We start from the raw sequence: 19,233 nt of genomic DNA on the forward strand, positions 1-19,233 counted from the left end.
ATGGCGCGACGGTCGCTGAAACTGCGCCTCGTCGGGCTGGCGCTCGTCTGGACGACTGTCGCGATCCTGATCGCGGGGCTTTTCATTTCGGCACTTCTGCGCCAGTTCGTCGAACGCAATGCGGACGCGCAGTTGCAGGCGACGATGATCGCCGTCATGTCCGGCACCGAGTTCGACGAGCAGGGCAATGTGGTCATCGCCAATTCCGTCGTCGATCCGCGCTTCGATCGACCGCTTTCCGGCTGGTACTGGCAGGTCAATGACGAAAACGGTGTCCTGTCGCGCTCCCGTTCTCTCTGGGATGTCGAGCTCGGCGTCGCGGTCGCCGAACCGGATGGCACGATCACGACCCGCACGGAACCAGGGCCCAACGGGGCGATCATCCGCAAACAGGAACGCGATTTCACGGCGCCCGGTGGCACGCGCCGGCTGAGGGTCGTGGTCGCCATGCCTGCCGACCTGATCGAGGACGAAGTGGCGACCATCGTTCAGCCGCTCGTCCTGTCGCTTGCTTTGCTTGCCGCCGGAATCGCGATCGCGATCGGGCTCCAGGTGCACTTCGGATTGCAGCCGCTCGCCAAGCTCGGGCGCGACCTTGCGGCCGTGCGGCGTGGCGACAAGGAACGTTTGCCCGATCAGCCCTATGTCGAGATCGCGCCGGTCGCGTCCGAGATCAACGCGCTGCTCGCCCACAACAAAACGGTGATCGACCGCGCGCGCACCCATGTGGGCAATCTCGCCCATGGCCTGAAGACACCGCTGTCGGTCTTGAGCAACCGGCTCCAGACGGCAAGCAATGCCGACGGTGCAGTCCTGCTGGATGCGACGGAGCAGATGAACCGGCTTATCGGCCACCATCTTCGCCGTGCGCGTTCGGCGGCGTCGCATGGCGTGCTCGGTGCGAAGGTCTCGGTCAGCGAAGCGATCTCCGATCTTTTTCCGGTATTTCGCGGCATCCACGCCGATCGTCATCTTTCCCTGCAGGTGGACGTCGATGGCCAACCGACCTTTGCTGGCGAGCGACAGGATCTCGACGAGATGCTCGGAAACCTGATCGACAATGCCTGCAAGTGGGCATCGAAATCGGTTTTGGTGACGGCCAGACCGATAGATGGCGGTCGCATCACCATATCGATCCGGGATGACGGTCCGGGGCTTGCGGAAGATGCTCTTCAAGCTGCGACGTCGCGTGGCGTGCGCTTCGACGAAAGCAAGCCCGGCAGCGGCCTTGGCCTTTCGATCGTCGACGATCTGGCGCGTCTTTATGGCGGCACGCTCACGCTTGAACGCGCCGCCGGAAGCGGCCTTCTGGCGACGCTTGAGCTTCCGGCCAGCGAGGCGTGAGCAATCAGCTGGCGATATAGGCCTTCATGTCTTCCGCCTCACGCTCGACATCCTGAATGCGCCGGCGCACGACGTCGCCGATGGAAATGATGCCGGCCAGCCTGCCGTCGACCGCGACCGGCAGATGGCGGAAGCGGCCATTGGTCATGATCTCCATGACCTCGTTGATGGAACTCTCTTCGCGGCATTGGACGACTTTGCGCGTCATGACGCTTGCAACGTCCTGATCCATGACGTCTCTGCCCCGTTCGGCGATGGCGCGAACGATGTCACGTTCGGACAGAATGCCAAGAATTTGACGATCTGGATCGACGACGACGACCGCGCCGATCTTCTGCTGCGTCAGCACGCGCGCGGCTTCCATAAGAGTCGTCTCGCGACCGACAGTGGTCACATCACGTCCCTTCTCTTCCAATATGATTCTGACTGTCATCACTTCCTCCACAAGCCGCGGCTCGACGCAATTTCCCCACCCATCCGAGCACCCTCGCGGCGCATCGTGCGGCGGCGGCAGAAGTTTTTCAAGCAGGACCTTGGGGTGCTGACGGTCAGGCCCAGGATCGACGATCGAAGAAGGCGAAGCCGAGGAAGCCGAACAGGAATCCGCCGATATGCGCTTCCCAGGCGATCTGGGTCGTGCCGGTCGGGTCCGACCCGAAGCCGAAGGCGGCCAAGGCGTTGATGCCGAACCAGAGCCCCACATAGACGAGGACAGTCCGGTTGCTCAGCGATTCCACCACCGACAGTCGCGGCAGGAAGTGCGCCTTTTCACGCCTGAAGCGGCCGCTCTGCGGAAAGGCGAACCGCGCCGCCGCACCCATAAGACCGGAAACGACGCCGGACGCGCCGATGACGGGCACGTCGTCTCCCCAATGAAGGGCGAGATGCAGCGCAACGGCAGCCACAGCCGACGCGACCCAGAACAGGACGAAGCGCGTCGTGCCGATCCGCCGCGCCACGATCGCGCCGAACGCCACCAGCCAGAGAGAGTTCACGATGATATGGGCAAAGCTGCCATGGAGCAGCGAATAGGTGACGGGTGACCACAGCCATGCGGGCGACTGATCCGTCAAAGGAACGGCATAACGCAGCGGAATGAACGCCGTTTCCAGCAGCAATCCCAGATCCTGAATACGGCCCAGAAGTCCGACGCGGATCAGATGGATCGCCCAAAGCAATCCGAGTGCCACCACCACGACACGGGGCAGATTGAAGACCGGTTCGGAACGCCGCTCAGGCTCGGGCGCTGCGCCAAACGGTTCTCCGGGCGCCTCACTGCCATTGTCGTTGGTCATGGATTTATCACTCCTGCGCCGCGTTCGGCCAGAGCCGCTTTTGCGGCATCGGCGTCGGATCAGAGGTGGGACGGTGGAGGCTCAAAGTCAATCGAATGAGGCCACGGCACCTCGCACGCACAGCGTGCACAAAGCCCGCGCCGGACGCGCAATGCGCCATTTTTACACGACGACGACTGGCGAATATTACCGGTTGTTAACAGATATGGCCTAACCTTGGGGACAAGATCCTGCTTATGCCAAGGGGCACCATGTCATTCGTCCTCGAAAAGGCGCCAAGCGCCCCGACTGCATCCGGCGATCGACGCTTCCAAAGCGTGACCGTCAACCTGCCCGGTCGCCTCATGTGCGCGGATTTTTCCGAGTTCGATTGTGTTGCGGCGGAAATGTCGCCGGGTGATGTGGTGTTTCAATGCACCGCGCGTCCGAAAACCAACGAGCGGATCGTGGCTTACCTCGATCACATCGGCCGTATCGAAGGCCGCGTCGTAGAAGCGGATGGGCGCGGATTTTCCATCGCGCTCAACGCGACGCAGCGCAAGCGGGAGAAGCTGGCGGCGCAGCTGACATGGCTTGCCAACAAGCACGAGCTCGCCCTGCCGGAAGATCGTCGCCATGAACGCTACACGCCGCGCAGCGCGCGTTCCGAAATCCTTCTGGAAGACGGCCGGCGCTATGCATGCCGCGTGATCGATTTGTCGCTTTCCGGCGCCGCAATCGAGATCGACGTGCGCCCTGCCCTCGGCACGCCGCTGACACTTGGTACGATGCGCGGCCGCGTGGTGCGCCACTTCCAGGAAGGCGTCGCCATGGAGTTCGTGCGAGTTCAACCGCCCGAAGCATTGCGAAATTATCTCGAATAATTTTCCAGCCGCTTGCTCAACGCAAGCCGGTTTTCTCCCAAAACGGTCGCTGTACCAAATCAAGACAAGGCCGCCTCGCTCGACGCCAGGCGGCCTTTTTCGTGCTGCAAACGCGCGAACTCCGGGATTCCAATGGTTAAAAAAGTCGTTCGCCAATCGATAAAATGCGCTATAGTATAGTTTCGGATTTCTTGACGCACAAGATCGCATTTGTACTTAACTCTACTATGCTATTTTGCGTGATCTAAAATTGTTCGTGGCAATGTCTTCCCAACACGGGGAAGCAACCAATGAACAAAATGCAAAAAGCAATCTTCGCGGCAATCGCTCTGACGGGCGCCATTCTGGGACAGAACAGTGCCGGCGCCGCCTCGCTCAACATGGTCACCACCGGCGCCACGAGCCAGCCGATCGGCCATCACGAATTCTGCCTGCGCCTGCCGCACGAATGCCAGGCGACTTCTGGCGTCACCGGCGCACCGGCGCAGCTGACCCGCCAGGCCTGGGCCGACATACTGCATGTCAACGCGACAGTGAACCGGACAATCATTCCGCTGACGGACCAGGAGATCTACGGCGTCGAGGAGTACTGGGACTTCCCGACCAGCGTTGGCGACTGCGAGGACTACGCCCTGCTCAAGCGCCGCATGCTGATCGAGCGCGGATTTTCCGCCGAACACCTGCTGATCACCGTTGTCCTGCAGCCGGACGGTTCAGGTCATGCCGTGCTGACGGTCACCACCGACCATGGCGACTTCATTCTCGACAATATGCGTGAGCGCGTCATGCTCTGGTCCGACACGGAATACACCTATCTCAAGCGCCAGGCGGGCAACCATGCCGGCCGCTGGAACAAGATCGACGACAACCGCAATCCGATGGCTGTCGGCGCCGTGCGCTAGTTCAAATCCCTAAGATCCGTCCCGCTTCCCCGTGGACGGGTCTCTCTGGCCGGCGCTTCAACAAGGAGTGCCGGCTTTTTTCTTTTCAGTCGATGCGCACGAGACCGGCAGCAAAGCGCTTGGCATTGTCGATATAGTGGGCAGCCGAAAGCCGAAGCATCGTGATCGCGGTGTCATCCAGTTCGCGCACGACCTTGCCGGGCGAGCCTAGCACCATGGAATTGTCCGGGATGATCTTGCGTTCCGTCACGAGTGCCCCGGCGCCGATGAGGCAGTTCTTGCCGATTACCGCGCCGTTCAGGACCGTGGCGCCCATGCCGATCAGGCTGTTGTCGCCGATGGTGCAGCCATGCAGCATCGCCTTATGGCCGATGGTGCAGCCTTCCCCGATGCTCAAGGGAAAGCCCATGTCGGTGTGGAGAACGCAATTCTCCTGAATGTTGGAGCCCCGGCCAACGCGAATGAACTCGTTGTCGCCGCGCAGAACCGCGTTGAACCAAATACCGACATCCTCGCCGATCTCCACGGCGCCCATGACTTCCGCTGAAGCCGCGATCCAATGAAAGCCGCCGGGCAGTACTGGTTCTCTGTCGTCCAGTCGATAAAGCGCCAATCCATCGTCCTCCCAAATCAGCTCTTCACGTTAAGAACGGGTTAACCCTGTTGGCGCAAGCCTTGAAGCAGCTTCGCATCTCTCTTCGTCGATTCGTTGCGGCGATCAGATGCGCCAGAGAGGCATCATGGCATACGATCAGACCAGACATGAAGGCGGACGCTTCGAGCCGATCATCACGTCGCGCCTCGTGACGCGGTTGATGCTCGGCGTCGCCGCCTTTGCGGCGCTGTCGGCCGCGGCGGCTGTCGGCGGGCGGTGGGTGGGCGAACGCATCGCCATGGCCGGCCACTCGACGTCGACCGAGCTGTTTCGCTCGACGATCGGGGAAGACGTCTTCGATCTGCCGGCCAACGTCATCCGTTTCGAAAACCAGCGCCACGCAGGTCCCAAGGCGAGCCTTGATCTTTACTTCCGCTGGCCGGACATGCAGGGCTATTCAGCAGAGACGCGCGATGACTTCAACGCGGTCGACGGAACCAGCGCGGTTATCTTCGTGTCGCTCACACCGCAGATCATGTCGAAGGACATGTCCGGCCGCTATGCGCCGATCTACAGCCACCTGGTCGAAGGAGCAGCAGAACCCGGCCCGTCGGGACTTTCCGTCCACAGGCTGACGCATGTGACCGGTTATGCGGGCGAACTATTGTACGTAGAGAGCGAGGCGACTGCCGCCCCTTATGTCGTTCGCTGCCTGGACGACACGGATGCGTCCAGCTTCGGCCTCACCACGACGGCTTGCCAGCGCGACATTCTGGTCGGCAGCGACACATCGGTACTCTACCGGTTCCCAGCGGCACTTCTGCCGGAATGGCATTCGGTGGAGGAGGCAGTGCGCCAATATCTGGATGTCGCACTGCAGGATTGAGATCGGATGAGCCGCACGATCGGTCTTGCGACCAGCACGGATCAGTTCTTGATCACAGATCGACGTCGAGGATCGCCATCGAGAAATTGAAGGAGAGATCGCCGTCTTCGTCGTCGCGGAAAACGACGCCCAGGAACTCGTCACCGATATAGACCTCGGCGGAGTCGTCCTTTCGCGGACGCGCCTTGACCTGCATGCGGTCGTTGAAGGTGCGCTTGAAATAAGCCTCTAGCTTGCGGATTTCGTCGGGCTTCAATGGAGGCTCCGTGGCTTGCGGTCGGTGCGATATCGTCGCCCGCAAATAAGCGCGGCGCAATACGGACCAGAGTTTACAGATGATGGAACCGGCTGCAAATCACGTCATTGCAGTGCCGGTCGTGAACCGGAGCGCTTGTCGCATGCGGCAAGCCGGGCTGTAAACCCGGATGGCCGAAAAGCATTATTAGATGGAGCCGAGCAGCTGGTCCATCGCGCGTGACGGCTCGTCGCATCCAGCACTTCCGATGACGCGGGCCGGAACGCCGGCGACGGTGGAGTTTGCCGGAACCGGCTTCAGAACCACCGAGCCGGCGGCGATGCGCGAGCAATGGCCGATGACGATGTTGCCGAGGATTTTCGCGCCGGCGCCGATGAGCACGCCGTTTTCGATCTTCGGGTGGCGATCGCCGCCCTGCTTACCGGTACCGCCAAGCGTCACGCCCTGCAGGATAGAGACGTTGTCGCCGACGCGAGCCGTAGCGCCAACGACGAGACCGGTCGCATGATCCAAGAAGATGCCCTTGCCGAACGGAGCAGCCGGATTGATGTCAGTCTGGAAGACAGCGGACGAGCGGCTTTGCAGATAAAGCGCAAAATCACGGCGTCCTTTGGTCCAGAGCCAATGAGCCAGCCGGTGCGTCTGGATCGCATGGAAGCCTTTGAAGTAAAGAACGGGTTCGATGAACCGGTCGCAGGCGGGATCGCGATCATACACGGCCTGGATGTCGACCCGCAGCCAGGATTCCCACTCCCGCCAATCGTCACGCATTTCGAGAAATGCCTGCCGGATCACGCTCGCTGGCACGTCCGCATGGTCGAGGCGCTCGGAAATCCGATGGATCACCGCCTCCTCGAGGCTGCGGGCATTGAGGATGGTGCTGTAGAGAAAGCCCGAAAGAACGGGCTCGTTGACGGAGGCCTCTTCGGCTTCCTGGCGGATCGCGTTCCAGATCGGGTCCATGACCTTGAGGTTGTCGGTCAGTTTCGCATCGCTGCGCGCAGCCATGGACGGCTCCTCTCGCAAAGTGGCTCCAGCCGCAAACATAGTGGACTGATCGCCTGACTTAAATGGGGTGTTGGTACTATGCAGATTCAAGATGAAATTTTTGCGTTCGCTGAAAGCTGCGCACGCATCTCGGAGATGTCGCTTATCGCAGAGCCCGCTGGATGCAGATTACGACGCAACCGCCGTTTCTTCCAGCAAAAAGCCGATCACCGCATCGGTGAACGCATCGTTTCTGTCGCCGGCAACCATGTGTCCCGCTCCCAGAACGTCGACATATCGCGCATGCGGCACGGCCTTGAGGAATTCCGCGACCGCCTCCTCCGTAACCAGCTCCGATTGGCGACCGCGAACGAGCAGCGTCGGCACCTTGAGCTTCGCCACGATTGAATCCAGTTCGGCCTCGACGGACGCACGTTCGAAATTCACGGGTCGCGGGCCGCCCATGAATGCCGGGTCCCAATGCCAGCGATATCGTCCATCGTCGCCGCGCCGCAGGTTCTTTGCGAGCCCGGACAGGGAGGCCGGTTTGCGCCGTGCGGGCAGATAGGCGCTGATGGCGGCGGCCGCCTCCTCGAGCGTGGCAAACCCCTCGCTCATGCGCTCGCCCATGAAGCCGTGGATGCGTCGAATTCCGTCGGGATCCATACGCGGGGTCACGTCGACAAGGACGAGGCCACCGAGCAGGTCGTTTCCGGCCCTGCCCTCCGCCAGCAGCGAAGCAAGCCCGCCAAGCGATGCACCGACCACGATCGGACGCCGACCAGACTGTCGTTCCATGTCCCGGCACACGGTCGCGAGGTCGGCGGCGAAATCATAAAACGCGTAGGCCTTGGATTCGACCCAGGCGCTGTCTCCATGGCCGCGCTGGTCCATCGCGATAGCGGTGAAGCCGGCGTTGGCCAATGCGCGCGCCGTGCCGCGCCAGGCGTGCCGCGTCTGTCCGCCGCCATGAACGAGAAGGACGGGCGGATGAGCAGATTTGGCACTAGGCTCGTAAAGGTCGGCGACGATGCGATTGCCTTCGACGCCTTCAAACGCGATCGTCTTCAAACCGAGCCTTCTTCCGCGAGGAACTTCAGAACGGCGGCTTTGAACACCTTGTCGCCCACCGCGAGCATATGGTCGCGGTTCGGAATATCGACGCCGCGTGCATTGGGAAGCATGGCGACAAGCTCCTCCGGCGAGCCTGCGATATCGTCCTTGGTGCCGACGCCGACCAGCACCGGCATCGTTAGGCGTGACAGTTGCTTAGGCTTCAGTTCCTCGCGTGAGGTGATGCAGGCGGCCAGGGCCTTTCGATCGCTTTTCGTCTGTTCGGCAAACGCCCTGAACATGCGCCCGCGCGCGTGTGTCACGTCGTCGATGCTGTCGGCGAGGAGCGCCTCGGCAATCGGCGTCCAGTCGCCGACGCCCTTGACCAGTCCCGCAGCAAGGCCGCCAAGAACGAGCCGGTTGACCCTCTCCGGCGCATGGTGGGCGAGAAACGCCGAATTGCGCGCCCCCATGGAGTAGCCGAACACATGGGCCTGTTCGATACCGAGGTGATCGAGCAAAGCAAGCCCGTCACCGGCCATGAGCGAGGCGGTATAGGCATCGGGATCATGCGGCTTGTCGCTCTCGCCATGGCCACGATTGTCGAGCGCGATGGTACGATAGCCCGCCTGCGTCAGGGTCTTCACCCATCCCGGATAGACCCAGTTCACGTGGGCGGTGGATGCGAAGCCGTGAATGAGGAGGATAGGCGTACCGTCACTCGGCCCTTCGTCCAGATAGGCAATGTCGATATCGCCCGATCGAAAGCGATGCATCTGCTTCTTGTCGAGATTCATGCGGGTCCTCTTTGTTGCGCGGCACACTAGAGGCAGACCCGACCGATCGGAAGACCCTGTGCCACGACAAGCAGGGCTTTCCCGCGAGAAACGGCTACACTTTCGCCGTCGGCCTTTGTATGGTCCGGCGCGCGCAAGAACCGACAAACGGAGCAGACTATGGCTGGCCACGGCATTCCCCACTTTCAGAACGACGATGGACATGCCGTCGTGGAAATCGGGGTGAAGGAATTCATGTGCGTGGGTGCGACGCCGCCCTTCGATCACCCGCACGAGTTCCTGGACATGGGCGACGACAACGAGAAGGTCTGCCCCTATTGCTCTACGCTCTACCGGTTCAACCCGTCTCTCGGCGCCGCCGAAACGAAGCCCGCGGGCTGCAGCTACGACCGCCAGGCTGCCTGAGGCGGCGGCGTTTTCGTGACCAAGCGCCATGCAGCCATCGTCGGAGCCGGCATTGCCGGCCTGACCTGCGCGCTGGCGCTTGCCCGCAAGGCATTCTCCGTCTCGATTTACGAGCAGGCGGCCGAACTCGCCGAAGTCGGCGCCGGTCTTCAGCTTTCGCCAAACGCCACCCGGCTTCTGGATCGACTTGGCCTTTTGGAAAAGCTGGCTGCCAAATGGCATGAGCCGGCGTCGATCGACCTCGTCTCAGGCCTCACCGGTCGTCAGGTTGCGCAGGTGCCGGCCGGCGCCAAGGCGCGTCAGCGATGGGGCGCTCCCTATGCGGTGATCCACCGGGCAGATCTGCAATCGGTTCTGCATCAGGCTGTTCTGGACCATCCATCGATCGAGCTTCATACGGGTGTGCGGATCGAAGGTGCGGGGGTCGAGGCCGTCAGAAGGGATCTCGAAGCACGCAGCGGTCGAATTCCCGATCTGGTGGTTGGCGCTGACGGTGTCTGGTCCAGGACGCGCGCGAGCGCCGGCGGACCGGCGAAGGCGCCGTTCACCGGGCAGATCGCCTGGCGCATGACTTTGCCACGCGAAGCGATCGGCTCTCTGTTCGATCCGGACAGGCTCAGCGCTTTCATAGCACCGCAGACGCATCTCGTTGCCTACCCGCTGAAGACACGCGGCACGGTCAATCTGGTCGCCATCACCCATGGCGCCGCGATGGAAGCTAACTGGTCGGGCAAAGACGCCGCGCGCCACGAACTGAGCCATGCTTTCCGGCGCTGGTCACCACGCCTGACCGAGCTCTTCGACCGCGCCGAGATGAACGGCCGCTGGCCCATCCATGGATTGTCGGGCCAGTACTGGGGCGCCGGGCGCCTCGTGCTAATCGGCGATGCCGCGCACGCCATGCCGCCCTATGCGGCGCAAGGGGCCGCCATGGCGATCGAGGATGCCTACGCTCTAGCTTCCCACGTGGCAGGCGATGATATCGATGCCGGTGTCGCTGCTTTCATCGCCGCCCGGCGTCCACGCATCGACAAGGTCGCCCGGCGCGCTGCCTTCAATCGCTTTGCCTACCATGCCCGGGGTCCAATCAGGCTCGGGCGGGATATCGTGCTGGCCCTGCGCAAGCCGGATGATCTCGCCGGCGATTTCGACTGGCTCTACGGCGACCACTCTATCGAGTGACGGCAGTCGGTGTCCAGGCAGAATGAATGGCGCGCATCGTCGAAGGACAATGCGCGCCAACTTTCACTAGTGCAGGATCTGGCTCAGGAAGAGCTTGGTGCGTTCGTGCTGCGGATTGTCGAAGAACTCCGCCGGCGCGTTCTGCTCGACGATCTGTCCCTGGTCCATGAAGATCACGCGGTTGGCGACCTGGCGGGCGAAGCCCATTTCGTGCGTGACGCAGATCATGGTCATGCCTTCTTCGGCAAGGCTCACCATCGTGTCGAGCACTTCCTTGATCATCTCCGGATCGAGCGCGGAAGTCGGCTCATCGAACAGCATGATGCGCGGGTTCATGCAGAGTGAGCGTGCGATGGCAACGCGCTGCTGCTGGCCGCCGGAAAGCTGGCCCGGATATTTGTTTGCCTGCTCGGGAATCTTGACGCGCTCGAGATAGTGCATCGCGATCTCCTCGGCCTTCTTCTTCGGCATCTTGCGCACCCAGATCGGCGCTAGCGTGCAGTTCTCGAGGATCGTCAGGTGCGGGAAGAGATTGAAGTGCTGGAACACCATGCCGACTTCGCGGCGAACTTCATCGATCTTCTTCAAATCGTTGGTGAGTTCGATGCCGTCCACGACGATCTTGCCCTTCTGGTGCTCTTCCAGACGGTTGATGCAGCGGATCATCGTAGACTTGCCCGATCCTGAAGGACCGGCGACGACGATCCGCTCGCCACGCATGACGCGCAAATTGATATCGCGCAGGACATGGAAATCGCCGTACCACTTGTTCATGCCGACGATGTCGATGGCGACATCGGTGTCGGAGACTTTCAACTTGCTCGCGTCGAATTCCTGGGTAGCTGGTTCAGCCATGATGAATGCCCTTCGAGGTTACCGGTGGCTCGTGTCGAGGCGGCGCTCCATGTAGAGCGAGTATTTCGACATGCCGAAACAGAAAATGAAATAGACGAGTGCCGCAAAGGCAAAGCCCGTGATCGCGGTTTGCGGCGCGGCCCAATTGGGATCGGCAAAGTTCAACTGCACGATACCGAGCAGGTCGAAAATGCCGATGATCAGAACGAGGCTCGTATCCTTGAACAGGCCGATGAACGTGTTGACGATGCCTGGAATGACCATGGTCAACGCCTGCGGCAGAATGATGAGGCGCATCTTCTGCCAATAGGACAGGCCCATCGCATCGGCCGCCTCGTACTGACCCTTGGGAATTGCCTGAAGTCCGCCGCGAATGACTTCGGCCATATAGGCGGATGCGAAGAAGGCAACGCCCACCAGGGCACGCAACAGCTTATCGAACGTCACGCCATCGGGCAGGAACAGAGGCAGCATCACCGACGACATGAACAAGATGGTGATAAGCGGTACGCCGCGCCAGAACTCGATGAACACGATCGACGCATATTTGACGAAGGGCAGATGCGACCGGCGCCCAAGAGCGAGCAACACGCCGAGCGGCAGCGACACGACGATGCCGACGATGGCAACGACAAGCGTGACCAGCAGGCCGCCCCAGAGATCGGTGCGAACCGGCCGCAGACCGAACTGGCCGGTGAGCAGGATGAACGCGATGATCGGAAAGACGACCAGCAGGAAGATCGCATTGAACTTCTTGTAGGGCACAGATGGAATTGCCATCGGAACCAGAGCGAGAACCAGCAAGACTGCCGTCAGATCCACCCGCCAGCGCTCACCGATCGGGTAGCGGCCATACATGAATTGCGCGAATTTGGCATCGACGAAGGCCCAGCAGGCGCCCCGTCCTTCGCCAAGGCAAGCCTCACGGTTCGAGCCATCCCAGACCGCGCTGAAGAAAGCCCAGTTGAGGAGCGGCGGCAGGATCCAGGCCAGGAACAGGGCCATCAGGATCGTCAGGATGGTGTCCTTCGGAGTCGCGAAGAGATTGACCTTGAGCCAGTGGCCAAGCCCGCCTTCGCGTACCGGAGGTGCCTCGCTCTTCAGAAAATCGTTGCGAACAAAAGCCAGCCTCGTGGTGGCGACATCGGTTTCTGCGTGGGTGTCAGACATGATTTTTCCCCCTCGCCAATCAGCGTTCGACCAGCGCGACGCGCGAGTTGAACCAGTTCATGAAGGCCGATGTCAGCAACGACAGCGTCAGGTAGACGATCATGGTGATCGAAATCACTTCCACCGCCTGCCCCGTCTGGTTCGCGACCGTACCCGAGAAGACCGAGACGAGGTCGGGATAGCCGACGGCAATGGCCAGCGACGAATTCTTCGTCAGGTTGAGATACTGGCTGGTCAGCGGTGGGATGATGACGCGCAGCGCCTGCGGAATGATGACGAGCCGCATCGTGGTGTTGGGACGCAGGCCCAGCGAAAACGCCGCCTCGGTCTGGCCCTTGGACACGGCGAGAATACCAGCACGCACGATTTCGGCGATGAATGCCGCCGTATAGAGCGAGAGACCGAGAAGAAGTGCCATGAATTCCGGACGGATCGTGGTGCCGCCGCGGAAGTTGAAGCCCGACAGCTCGGGATATTCTGCCGTGAAAGGAACACCCAAGACGAAGAGCACGACGAGCGGCACACCGATGATCAGGCCCAGCGCAACGCGGATCGTCGGGAAAATCTGGCCGGTGGCCATCTGGCGCTTCTTGGCCCAGCGTGCGATCACGACTGCGACCGCAATGCCGATGGCGATCGATGCGTAAAAGATCGATGCGCCGGCTTCCGCGATATATTGCGGCATGATCAGGCCGCGATTGTTCAGGAAAACTGAACTGTTGAACATTTCGATCGAGCCGCGCGGCGCCGGCAGCGCCGATAGAACGGCCTTGTACCAGAACAGCAGTTGCAACAGCAGCGGTATGTTGCGCAGCGTCTCGACATAGACTTCAGCGACCTTGCGGACGAGGAAGTTCTTGGAAAGCCGCGCAATACCGACGATGAAACCGAGGATGGTAGCGAAGAAAATGCCGATCGCGGCGACGAAGATCGTATTCGTCAAGCCGACGAAGAAGGCCTGCCGATAGGTGGAATTTGCCGTGTAGGGAATCAGCGACTGGCCGATATCGAAACCCGCACGATTGTTGAGAAATCCGAAACCCGTGGCGATGCCAGCCCGCGCCAGGTTGTTGGCTGCGTTGGTGACACCAGAATAGACCAGATAAATAATGAACAGCGCCAAAAGCACCTGAAAGACGACCCCGCGAATGACAGGATCGTAGAACAGAGATGCGCGTGCAGGCTGCGATGCACTGGAATCGATAGTCGCAATTGTCATTGTGTCTCGCTTCCCGCTGCGTGCCGGAGGCAACAGGTTTGTCCGAAGACCGACTCTTCAGCGTTTCGACCTTGCTCGACGCAATCGTCGCCAGGTTGATCCACCAATACAAACACAGGACGTGAAGCAGGCTGCACTCTCATCGTACAGACCCACAACCCTATCCTGATGCCAAAAGCGGTTCCGCGGCTTTGATACCGCGGAACCGCTGAGCTGGTTCCGGTCTTAGCGGATCGGCATGCCGTACTGCAGGCCGCCATCCGTGTAGAGCGCGTTCAGACCACGCTCGATCTGGAGCGGAGAGTCCGCACCGACGTTGCGCTCGAAGACTTCCCCGTAATTGCCGACGTGGCGGACAATCTTGACGAGCCAATCGTTCTCGAGGCCCATGTCGGCGCCGAACGTGCCGTCACCACCAAGCGCGCGACGAACGTCTGGGTTTTCCGAAGCAAGCATTTCCTCGAGGTTTTCGGAGGAGATGCCGAGCTCTTCAGCGTAAACCAGGCCGTAATAGACCCACTTGGCAATACCGAACCACTGGTCGTCACCGCGACGAACGGCAGGTCCGAGCGGCTCTTTCGAGATCAGCTCTGGCAGAACGACGTGGTCATCCGGATTGTCGAGCGTCAGACGGATCGCATAGAGGCCCGAGCTGTCGGTCGTGTAGACATCGCAACGGCCTGCATTGTAGGCGGCGTTGACCTCTTCCAGGCCTTCGAAGACAACCGGATTGTATTCCATGTTGTTGGCGCTGAAGTAGTCGGTGAGGTTGAGCTCGGTCGTCGTACCGGACTGAACGCAGACCGATGCGCCCGACAGCTGCAGGGCGGAATCGACATTGAGTTCGGCAGGAACCATGAAGCCCTGACCGTCGTAGAAGGTCACGCCGACGAAGTTCAGGCCGAGAGCCGTGTCGCGGCTCATGGTCCAGGTCGTATTGCGCGAAAGCACGTCGATTTCGCCCGACTGCAGCGCCGTGAAGCGCTCGACGGCGGACAGCGGCGAGAAGCGGACGGCTTCCGGGTCATCGAAAATCGCAGCGGCCATTGCGCGGCAGAAGTCGACGTCGAGGCCGGTCCATTCACCAGCATCGTCGGTGTTGGAGAAACCAGCCAGACCCGTGGAAACGCCGCACTGGATGTAGCCCTTGGCTTTCACGGCCTCCAGCGTCTGCGCCGAAGCTGCATGCGCGCCCAAGGTCAGGGCGGCTGCGCCAGCCACGGCCGACAGAATGATCTTTGTCATCGTTATACCTTTTGATTGTTGCCCTCTGCACTCCCCAACCCCGACTGCCGACCATTCGAAGCGCTTTGATCGCTAACCCCAGCCACAGATCGAATTTGGGAATGCCATCACATTCCGAAACAGCGGAGGGGTCAAGACCCGTTGTGCAGAAATAGGAGGCAGTGATTTTCTTTAGGCGCCTGTTTTAGGAGCAACTCGCGCGATTGTGTGCAAACGCCAGTTCGCGATTGGTTTTCCGCCACGGCCTGAATAGTGTGGCGCCCGATTTGGGCTGGCAACCGGCGATAGGGATAAAGACGTGACAACCAACGACAAAAGCCACGGCATCAACACCCGGCTGGCGCATATGGGCAACGACCCAAGAGACTTCTTCGGCTTCGTCAATCCACCGGTGGTGCGCGCTTCCACCGTGCTGTTCCCAAACGCGGATCGCATGGAGCGCCGCGACCAGCAATATACTTACGGAACCAAGGGAACGCCGACCACGGAGGCGCTGGCAGCCGCGATCGATGAGCTTGAAGGGTCGGCGGGTACCATTCTCGTGCCGTCCGGGCTTGCCGCCGTCAGCATTCCACTGCTCGCATTCCTCTCGGCGGGCGACCACGTCCTGATCGTCGATTCCGTCTATTTCCCAACGCGGCATTTCGCCGACACGATGCTCAAGCGGCTCGGCATCGAGGTGGAGTATTACGATCCGTCGCTCGGCGCCGATATCGCGACCGTCATGAAACCGAACACCAAAGTGGTTCTGACGGAATCGCCCGGTTCGAACACCTTCGAGATGCAGGACATTCCGGCAATCGCCAAAGCAGCGCATGCCGCTGGCGCCATCGTGATGATGGACAACACCTGGGCGACCCCCCTCTACTTCCGGCCGCTGGATTTCGGCGTTGATATCTCGATCCATGCGGCGACCAAATATCCGAGCGGACATTCCGACGTGCTGCTTGGCACAGTTTCCGCCAATGAGCGCTGCTTCCCGCAACTGAAGGACACGCTGTTCGCCATGGGCGTCTGCGCCGCTCCGGACGATTGCTACACCATCCTGCGCGGTTTGCGCACGATGGGCGTGCGGCTCGAGCGTCACCAGAAAACCGCCCTTGCCCTCGCGGAAGGCCTGGAGGGCAAGGCCGGCGTCGCGCGTGTGCTGCATCCGGCGCTTCCGAGTTTTCCCGGGCATGATCTCTGGAAGCGCGATTTCTGTGGGGCGAGCGGGCTTTTCTCATTCGTGCTCGATTGCCCCGACGAACACCGGCACAAGGCAAAGGCGCATGCATTTCTCGATGCGCTTCGGATCTTCGGCCTCGGCTATTCCTGGGGTGGCTACGAAAGCCTCGCCGTCGTCGCCAATCTATCCGACCGCACCGTGGCGAAGGCGCCCAAGGAGGGGCCTGTCATCCGTCTGCAGATCGGCCTGGAAGACACCGCAGATTTGATGGCTGACATCGAGCGGGGCTTGGCGGCAGCGGCTAGCGCATGATTCATTGCGTAGATCACCGCAAATAAGCCCTGTTAAGCGGAACTGCATGCGCCCTTCCTGCATTAAGCGGCGACAACCAGAGCGCTGAAGGAGCGGGCCTATGAAAAAACTGATCTACGCATTCATCTTCAAGAAGGCGCTCGAGTATTTTCGGCGCAAGCGCGCGCGGCCGGGTCCCCGGTCGTAGCGTGAATCGTCTTCAACAGGCATCGTTAACGGGATCCTTACAATTTTAAGCAATGACTCGTGCTTGATTGCATGAGGTTATTGTAATGCGTGCCATGCTACTCATCGCCATGCTGGTTCTTGCCGGCTGCGCGAGCCCGCCAACGCAGACGAACAATGTTTGTGCGGTATTCGACCAGCGCGACGGCTTGGTCGGAAACTGGTACCGGCAGGCCAAGGCTGCCGGGCGGCAATATGGTGTCCCCGTCCCGATCCTGATGGCCACCATCAACACAGAATCAAGCTTCAGAGCCCGTGCCCGCCCGCCGCGCAAATGGCATCTCGGTATTATTCCAGGAAAACGCGCCTCGACCGCCTATGGCTATTCGCAGGCGCTTGACGGCACGTGGGCGGAATATCAGGCCAAGACCGGCCGCTGGTCGGCACGGCGGACGAATTTCGGCGACGCCGTGACGTTCGTTGCCTGGTACCACCATCAGAGCCACCAGCGGAACGGCATCGCGCTCAACGACATGCGCAACCTGTATCTCGCCTATTATTCCGGCCATGGCGGCTACTCCCGCGGCTCATGGCGCAATAGTTCGATCGCTTTGCGCGGTGCGGACCGTGCAGCGCAAATGGCACAGACCTACGCCAACCAGATGCGCGCCTGCGGTCGCGCGTGACGCCATACCAAATAACCGGCACAAAAAAGGGCGCTCATGGAGCGCCCTTTTTTGTGCGGCTGAGTCTTCGAGGATCAACGGTAGATGACAATTTCGTCCGGACGCGCGACGTTCAGGAGATCCCGCGCGCGCTCGTCGAGCATGTCGCGCTCGAGCGTCGTGTTGTCGAGGAGTGCGACGCGCTTTTCCAGCGCCTCGCGTTCGGCAACGATCTCGGTCAACTGCGCCCGCAACTCCATGGCGCGGTGCTCCAGATGCATCTTGGCATTGAGGCCATAAGCACCATGAACCGCATGGAAGCCGAAATAGGCAAAGAACGAGACCGCAACGGCTGGAATGATCAGCCGTGAAAGCTTCGAATTTCTCTTCTGTCGTGTCGACATGAACGCGCTACCCATAGCCCCGCAGGGCAACTGACGACGTTCATAGTCTTGGCACGATCATGCTTAAGAGACGGTTAGCACCGCCCCTTAAGCATGTGATTCAGAGGCTCAGCCGCGCAGGATATCGCGGCCCGCATAAATCGCTTGCGCGCCCAGCTCTTCCTCGATGCGGATCAGCTGGTTGTATTTCGCAAGCCGGTCGGAACGGGCAAGCGAGCCGGTCTTGATCTGTCCGCAGTTTGTGGCAACGGCCAAGTCGGAAATGGTGGAATCTTCCGTTTCGCCCGACCGGTGCGACATGACGGCCGTGTAGTTGGCACGATGCGCCATCGAAACGGCGTTCAAGGTTTCCGTCAGCGTGCCGATCTGGTTGACCTTGACGAGGATCGAATTAGCAACGCCCATCTTAATGCCGTCGCGCAGGCGCGCCGAATTGGTGACGAAGAGATCGTCGCCGACGAGCTGGCACTTGCTGCCGACCTTGTCGGTCAGGGCCTTCCAGCCGTCCCAGTCGTCTTCCGCCATGCCGTCCTCGATCGAGGCGATCGGATATTTGCCGACGAGTTCGGCGAGATAATCGGCCATCGCCTCGGGCTCGAGCGTCCGGCCTTCGCCTTCCAGCACGTATTTGCCGTCCTTGAAGAACTCGGTCGAGGCGCAATCGAGCGCGAGGTACATGTCCTCGCCCGGGCGATAGCCGGCCTTCTCGATCGACTTCATGATGAAATCGAGGGCGGCCGGAGCACTTTCGATATTGGGGGCAAAGCCACCCTCATCACCGACATTGGTGTTGTGGCCGTTCGCAGACAGCTCTTTCTTCAGCGTGTGGAAAACTTCGGCGCCCATGCGCACCGCGTCGCGCAACGATTCTGCGCCGACGGGCATGATCATGAATTCCTGGAAATCGATCGGGTTGTCGGCGTGTTCGCCGCCATTGATGATGTTCATCATCGGGACCGGCAGCACATGGGCATGAACGCCGCCGACATAGCGGTAGAGCGGCAGCGTGTTGGCTTCTGCCGCGGCCTTGGCAACGGCCAGCGACACACCGAGAATCGCGTTGGCGCCGAGGCGCGACTTGTTCGGCGTGCCGTCGAGCTCGATCATCAGTTCGTCGATGTGAATCTGGTTTTCGGCTTCAAGCCCGGACAGCGCGTCGAAGATCTCGCCGTTGACCGATTCGACCGCCTGCTCGACGCCCTTGCCGAGATAGCGCTCGCCGCCGTCACGCAGTTCGACGGCTTCGTGGGCGCCCGTGGAAGCGCCCGAGGGAACCGCCGCCCGGCCCATCGAACCATCCTCGAGGATCACATCCACCTCGACGGTGGGATTGCCCCGGCTGTCGAGAATTTCACGTCCGATGATGTCGACGATGGCGGTCATTGCGGCGTCCTTTCAGAGGGAAGACCAAAGGAGGGTGTCCGCGCGCCGTCTTAATGGATGGGTTGAAAAAGGCAATGGAGAC

General features: G+C 60.9%; 21 protein-coding genes. 8 read left to right on the forward strand and 13 right to left on the reverse strand.

What is annotated here, in order from left to right:
• Complete coding sequence (locus tag PU133_RS12435; protein WP_404861956.1) at positions 1-1,344, forward strand: sensor histidine kinase; 1,344 nt, start codon at positions 1-3, stop codon at positions 1,342-1,344.
• 4 nt (positions 1,345-1,348) lie between these two features.
• Here PU133_RS12435 and PU133_RS12440 read toward each other — a convergent pair whose 3' ends face one another.
• Positions 1,349-1,777, reverse strand: coding sequence for a CBS domain-containing protein (locus PU133_RS12440; RefSeq protein ID WP_404861957.1), 429 nt, complete (start codon positions 1,775-1,777; stop codon positions 1,349-1,351).
• Positions 1,778-1,892: 115 nt separating this feature from the next.
• Positions 1,893-2,639, reverse strand: a complete 747-nt coding sequence (locus PU133_RS12445; RefSeq protein ID WP_404861958.1) for a rhomboid family intramembrane serine protease — start codon at positions 2,637-2,639, stop codon at positions 1,893-1,895.
• A 251-nt stretch (positions 2,640-2,890) separates the two neighbouring features.
• Here PU133_RS12445 and PU133_RS12450 point away from each other — a divergent pair, with 251 nt between their 5' ends.
• Together PU133_RS12450 and PU133_RS12455 are read left to right on the forward strand one after the other, a co-directional pair.
• On the forward strand, positions 2,891-3,502 hold the full coding sequence (locus tag PU133_RS12450; protein WP_404861959.1) for a PilZ domain-containing protein: 612 nt from the start codon (positions 2,891-2,893) through the stop codon (positions 3,500-3,502).
• A 290-nt stretch (positions 3,503-3,792) separates the two neighbouring features.
• On the forward strand, positions 3,793-4,404 hold the full coding sequence (locus PU133_RS12455) for a transglutaminase-like cysteine peptidase (protein WP_404861960.1): 612 nt from the start codon (positions 3,793-3,795) through the stop codon (positions 4,402-4,404).
• A gap of 85 nt (positions 4,405-4,489) precedes the next feature.
• Here the strand turns inward: PU133_RS12455 and PU133_RS12460 are convergent, their stop codons facing one another.
• Entirely contained in the window at positions 4,490-5,017 is a 528-nt protein-coding gene (locus PU133_RS12460; protein WP_404861961.1) for a gamma carbonic anhydrase family protein, read from the reverse strand.
• 127 nt (positions 5,018-5,144) lie between these two features.
• Here PU133_RS12460 and PU133_RS12465 point away from each other — a divergent pair, with 127 nt between their 5' ends.
• A complete protein-coding gene (locus PU133_RS12465) occupies positions 5,145-5,885 on the forward strand; it encodes a hypothetical protein (protein WP_404861962.1) in 741 nt (246 codons plus the stop codon).
• A 52-nt stretch (positions 5,886-5,937) separates the two neighbouring features.
• Here the strand turns inward: PU133_RS12465 and PU133_RS12470 are convergent, their stop codons facing one another.
• From PU133_RS12470 to PU133_RS12485, 4 genes are all read right to left on the reverse strand, one after another.
• Positions 5,938-6,141: a DUF3126 family protein gene (locus PU133_RS12470; protein ID WP_126010450.1), complete on the reverse strand. Its 204-nt coding sequence runs from the start codon at positions 6,139-6,141 to the stop codon at positions 5,938-5,940.
• A gap of 186 nt (positions 6,142-6,327) precedes the next feature.
• Positions 6,328-7,149 (reverse strand): serine O-acetyltransferase, encoded by an 822-nt coding sequence (gene cysE, locus PU133_RS12475; protein WP_126010451.1) that lies wholly within the window; start codon positions 7,147-7,149, stop codon positions 6,328-6,330.
• Positions 7,150-7,317: 168 nt separating this feature from the next.
• A complete protein-coding gene (locus PU133_RS12480) occupies positions 7,318-8,199 on the reverse strand; it encodes an alpha/beta fold hydrolase (RefSeq protein WP_404861963.1) in 882 nt (293 codons plus the stop codon).
• Positions 8,196-8,978 (reverse strand): alpha/beta fold hydrolase, encoded by a 783-nt coding sequence (locus PU133_RS12485; RefSeq protein ID WP_404861964.1) that lies wholly within the window; start codon positions 8,976-8,978, stop codon positions 8,196-8,198. Before PU133_RS12485 ends, PU133_RS12480 begins: the two co-directional genes overlap by 4 nt.
• A 159-nt stretch (positions 8,979-9,137) precedes the next feature.
• Here PU133_RS12485 and PU133_RS12490 point away from each other — a divergent pair, with 159 nt between their 5' ends.
• Together PU133_RS12490 and PU133_RS12495 are read left to right on the forward strand one after the other, a co-directional pair.
• Positions 9,138-9,383: a zinc-finger domain-containing protein gene (locus tag PU133_RS12490; protein WP_404861965.1), complete on the forward strand. Its 246-nt coding sequence runs from the start codon at positions 9,138-9,140 to the stop codon at positions 9,381-9,383.
• Positions 9,384-9,398: 15 nt separating this feature from the next.
• On the forward strand, positions 9,399-10,565 hold the full coding sequence (locus PU133_RS12495) for an FAD-dependent monooxygenase (RefSeq protein WP_404861966.1): 1,167 nt from the start codon (positions 9,399-9,401) through the stop codon (positions 10,563-10,565).
• 66 nt (positions 10,566-10,631) lie between these two features.
• Here PU133_RS12495 and PU133_RS12500 read toward each other — a convergent pair whose 3' ends face one another.
• From PU133_RS12500 to PU133_RS12515, 4 genes are all read right to left on the reverse strand, one after another.
• Positions 10,632-11,420, reverse strand: coding sequence for an amino acid ABC transporter ATP-binding protein (locus tag PU133_RS12500; protein ID WP_126010456.1), 789 nt, complete (start codon positions 11,418-11,420; stop codon positions 10,632-10,634).
• 18 nt (positions 11,421-11,438) lie between these two features.
• Positions 11,439-12,590, reverse strand: a complete 1,152-nt coding sequence (locus PU133_RS12505) for an amino acid ABC transporter permease (RefSeq protein WP_404861967.1) — start codon at positions 12,588-12,590, stop codon at positions 11,439-11,441.
• Between the two features lie 19 nt (positions 12,591-12,609).
• The gene (locus PU133_RS12510) at positions 12,610-13,809 is read right to left on the reverse strand and encodes an amino acid ABC transporter permease (RefSeq protein WP_404861968.1); all 1,200 of its coding nucleotides are present in this window, start codon (positions 13,807-13,809) and stop codon (positions 12,610-12,612) included.
• Positions 13,810-14,034: 225 nt separating this feature from the next.
• Complete coding sequence (locus tag PU133_RS12515) at positions 14,035-15,054, reverse strand: amino acid ABC transporter substrate-binding protein (RefSeq protein ID WP_404861969.1); 1,020 nt, start codon at positions 15,052-15,054, stop codon at positions 14,035-14,037.
• A gap of 298 nt (positions 15,055-15,352) precedes the next feature.
• Here PU133_RS12515 and PU133_RS12520 point away from each other — a divergent pair, with 298 nt between their 5' ends.
• Positions 15,353-16,534 (forward strand): cystathionine beta-lyase, encoded by a 1,182-nt coding sequence (locus tag PU133_RS12520; RefSeq protein ID WP_404861970.1) that lies wholly within the window; start codon positions 15,353-15,355, stop codon positions 16,532-16,534.
• Between the two features lie 272 nt (positions 16,535-16,806).
• A complete protein-coding gene (locus PU133_RS12525; RefSeq protein WP_404861971.1) occupies positions 16,807-17,385 on the forward strand; it encodes a transglycosylase SLT domain-containing protein in 579 nt (192 codons plus the stop codon).
• Positions 17,386-17,459: 74 nt separating this feature from the next.
• Here the strand turns inward: PU133_RS12525 and PU133_RS12530 are convergent, their stop codons facing one another.
• The gene (locus PU133_RS12530) at positions 17,460-17,768 is read right to left on the reverse strand and encodes a septum formation initiator family protein (protein WP_126010462.1); all 309 of its coding nucleotides are present in this window, start codon (positions 17,766-17,768) and stop codon (positions 17,460-17,462) included.
• Positions 17,769-17,876: 108 nt separating this feature from the next.
• Positions 17,877-19,151, reverse strand: a complete 1,275-nt coding sequence (eno, locus tag PU133_RS12535; RefSeq protein WP_404861972.1) for a phosphopyruvate hydratase — start codon at positions 19,149-19,151, stop codon at positions 17,877-17,879.
• Between the last annotated feature and the right edge of the window lie 82 nt (positions 19,152-19,233).

Origin of the sequence: Georhizobium sp. MAB10 (assembly GCF_045012825.1) — a bacterium.
In the GTDB taxonomy this organism is placed as follows: domain Bacteria; phylum Pseudomonadota; class Alphaproteobacteria; order Rhizobiales; family Rhizobiaceae; genus Georhizobium; species Georhizobium profundi.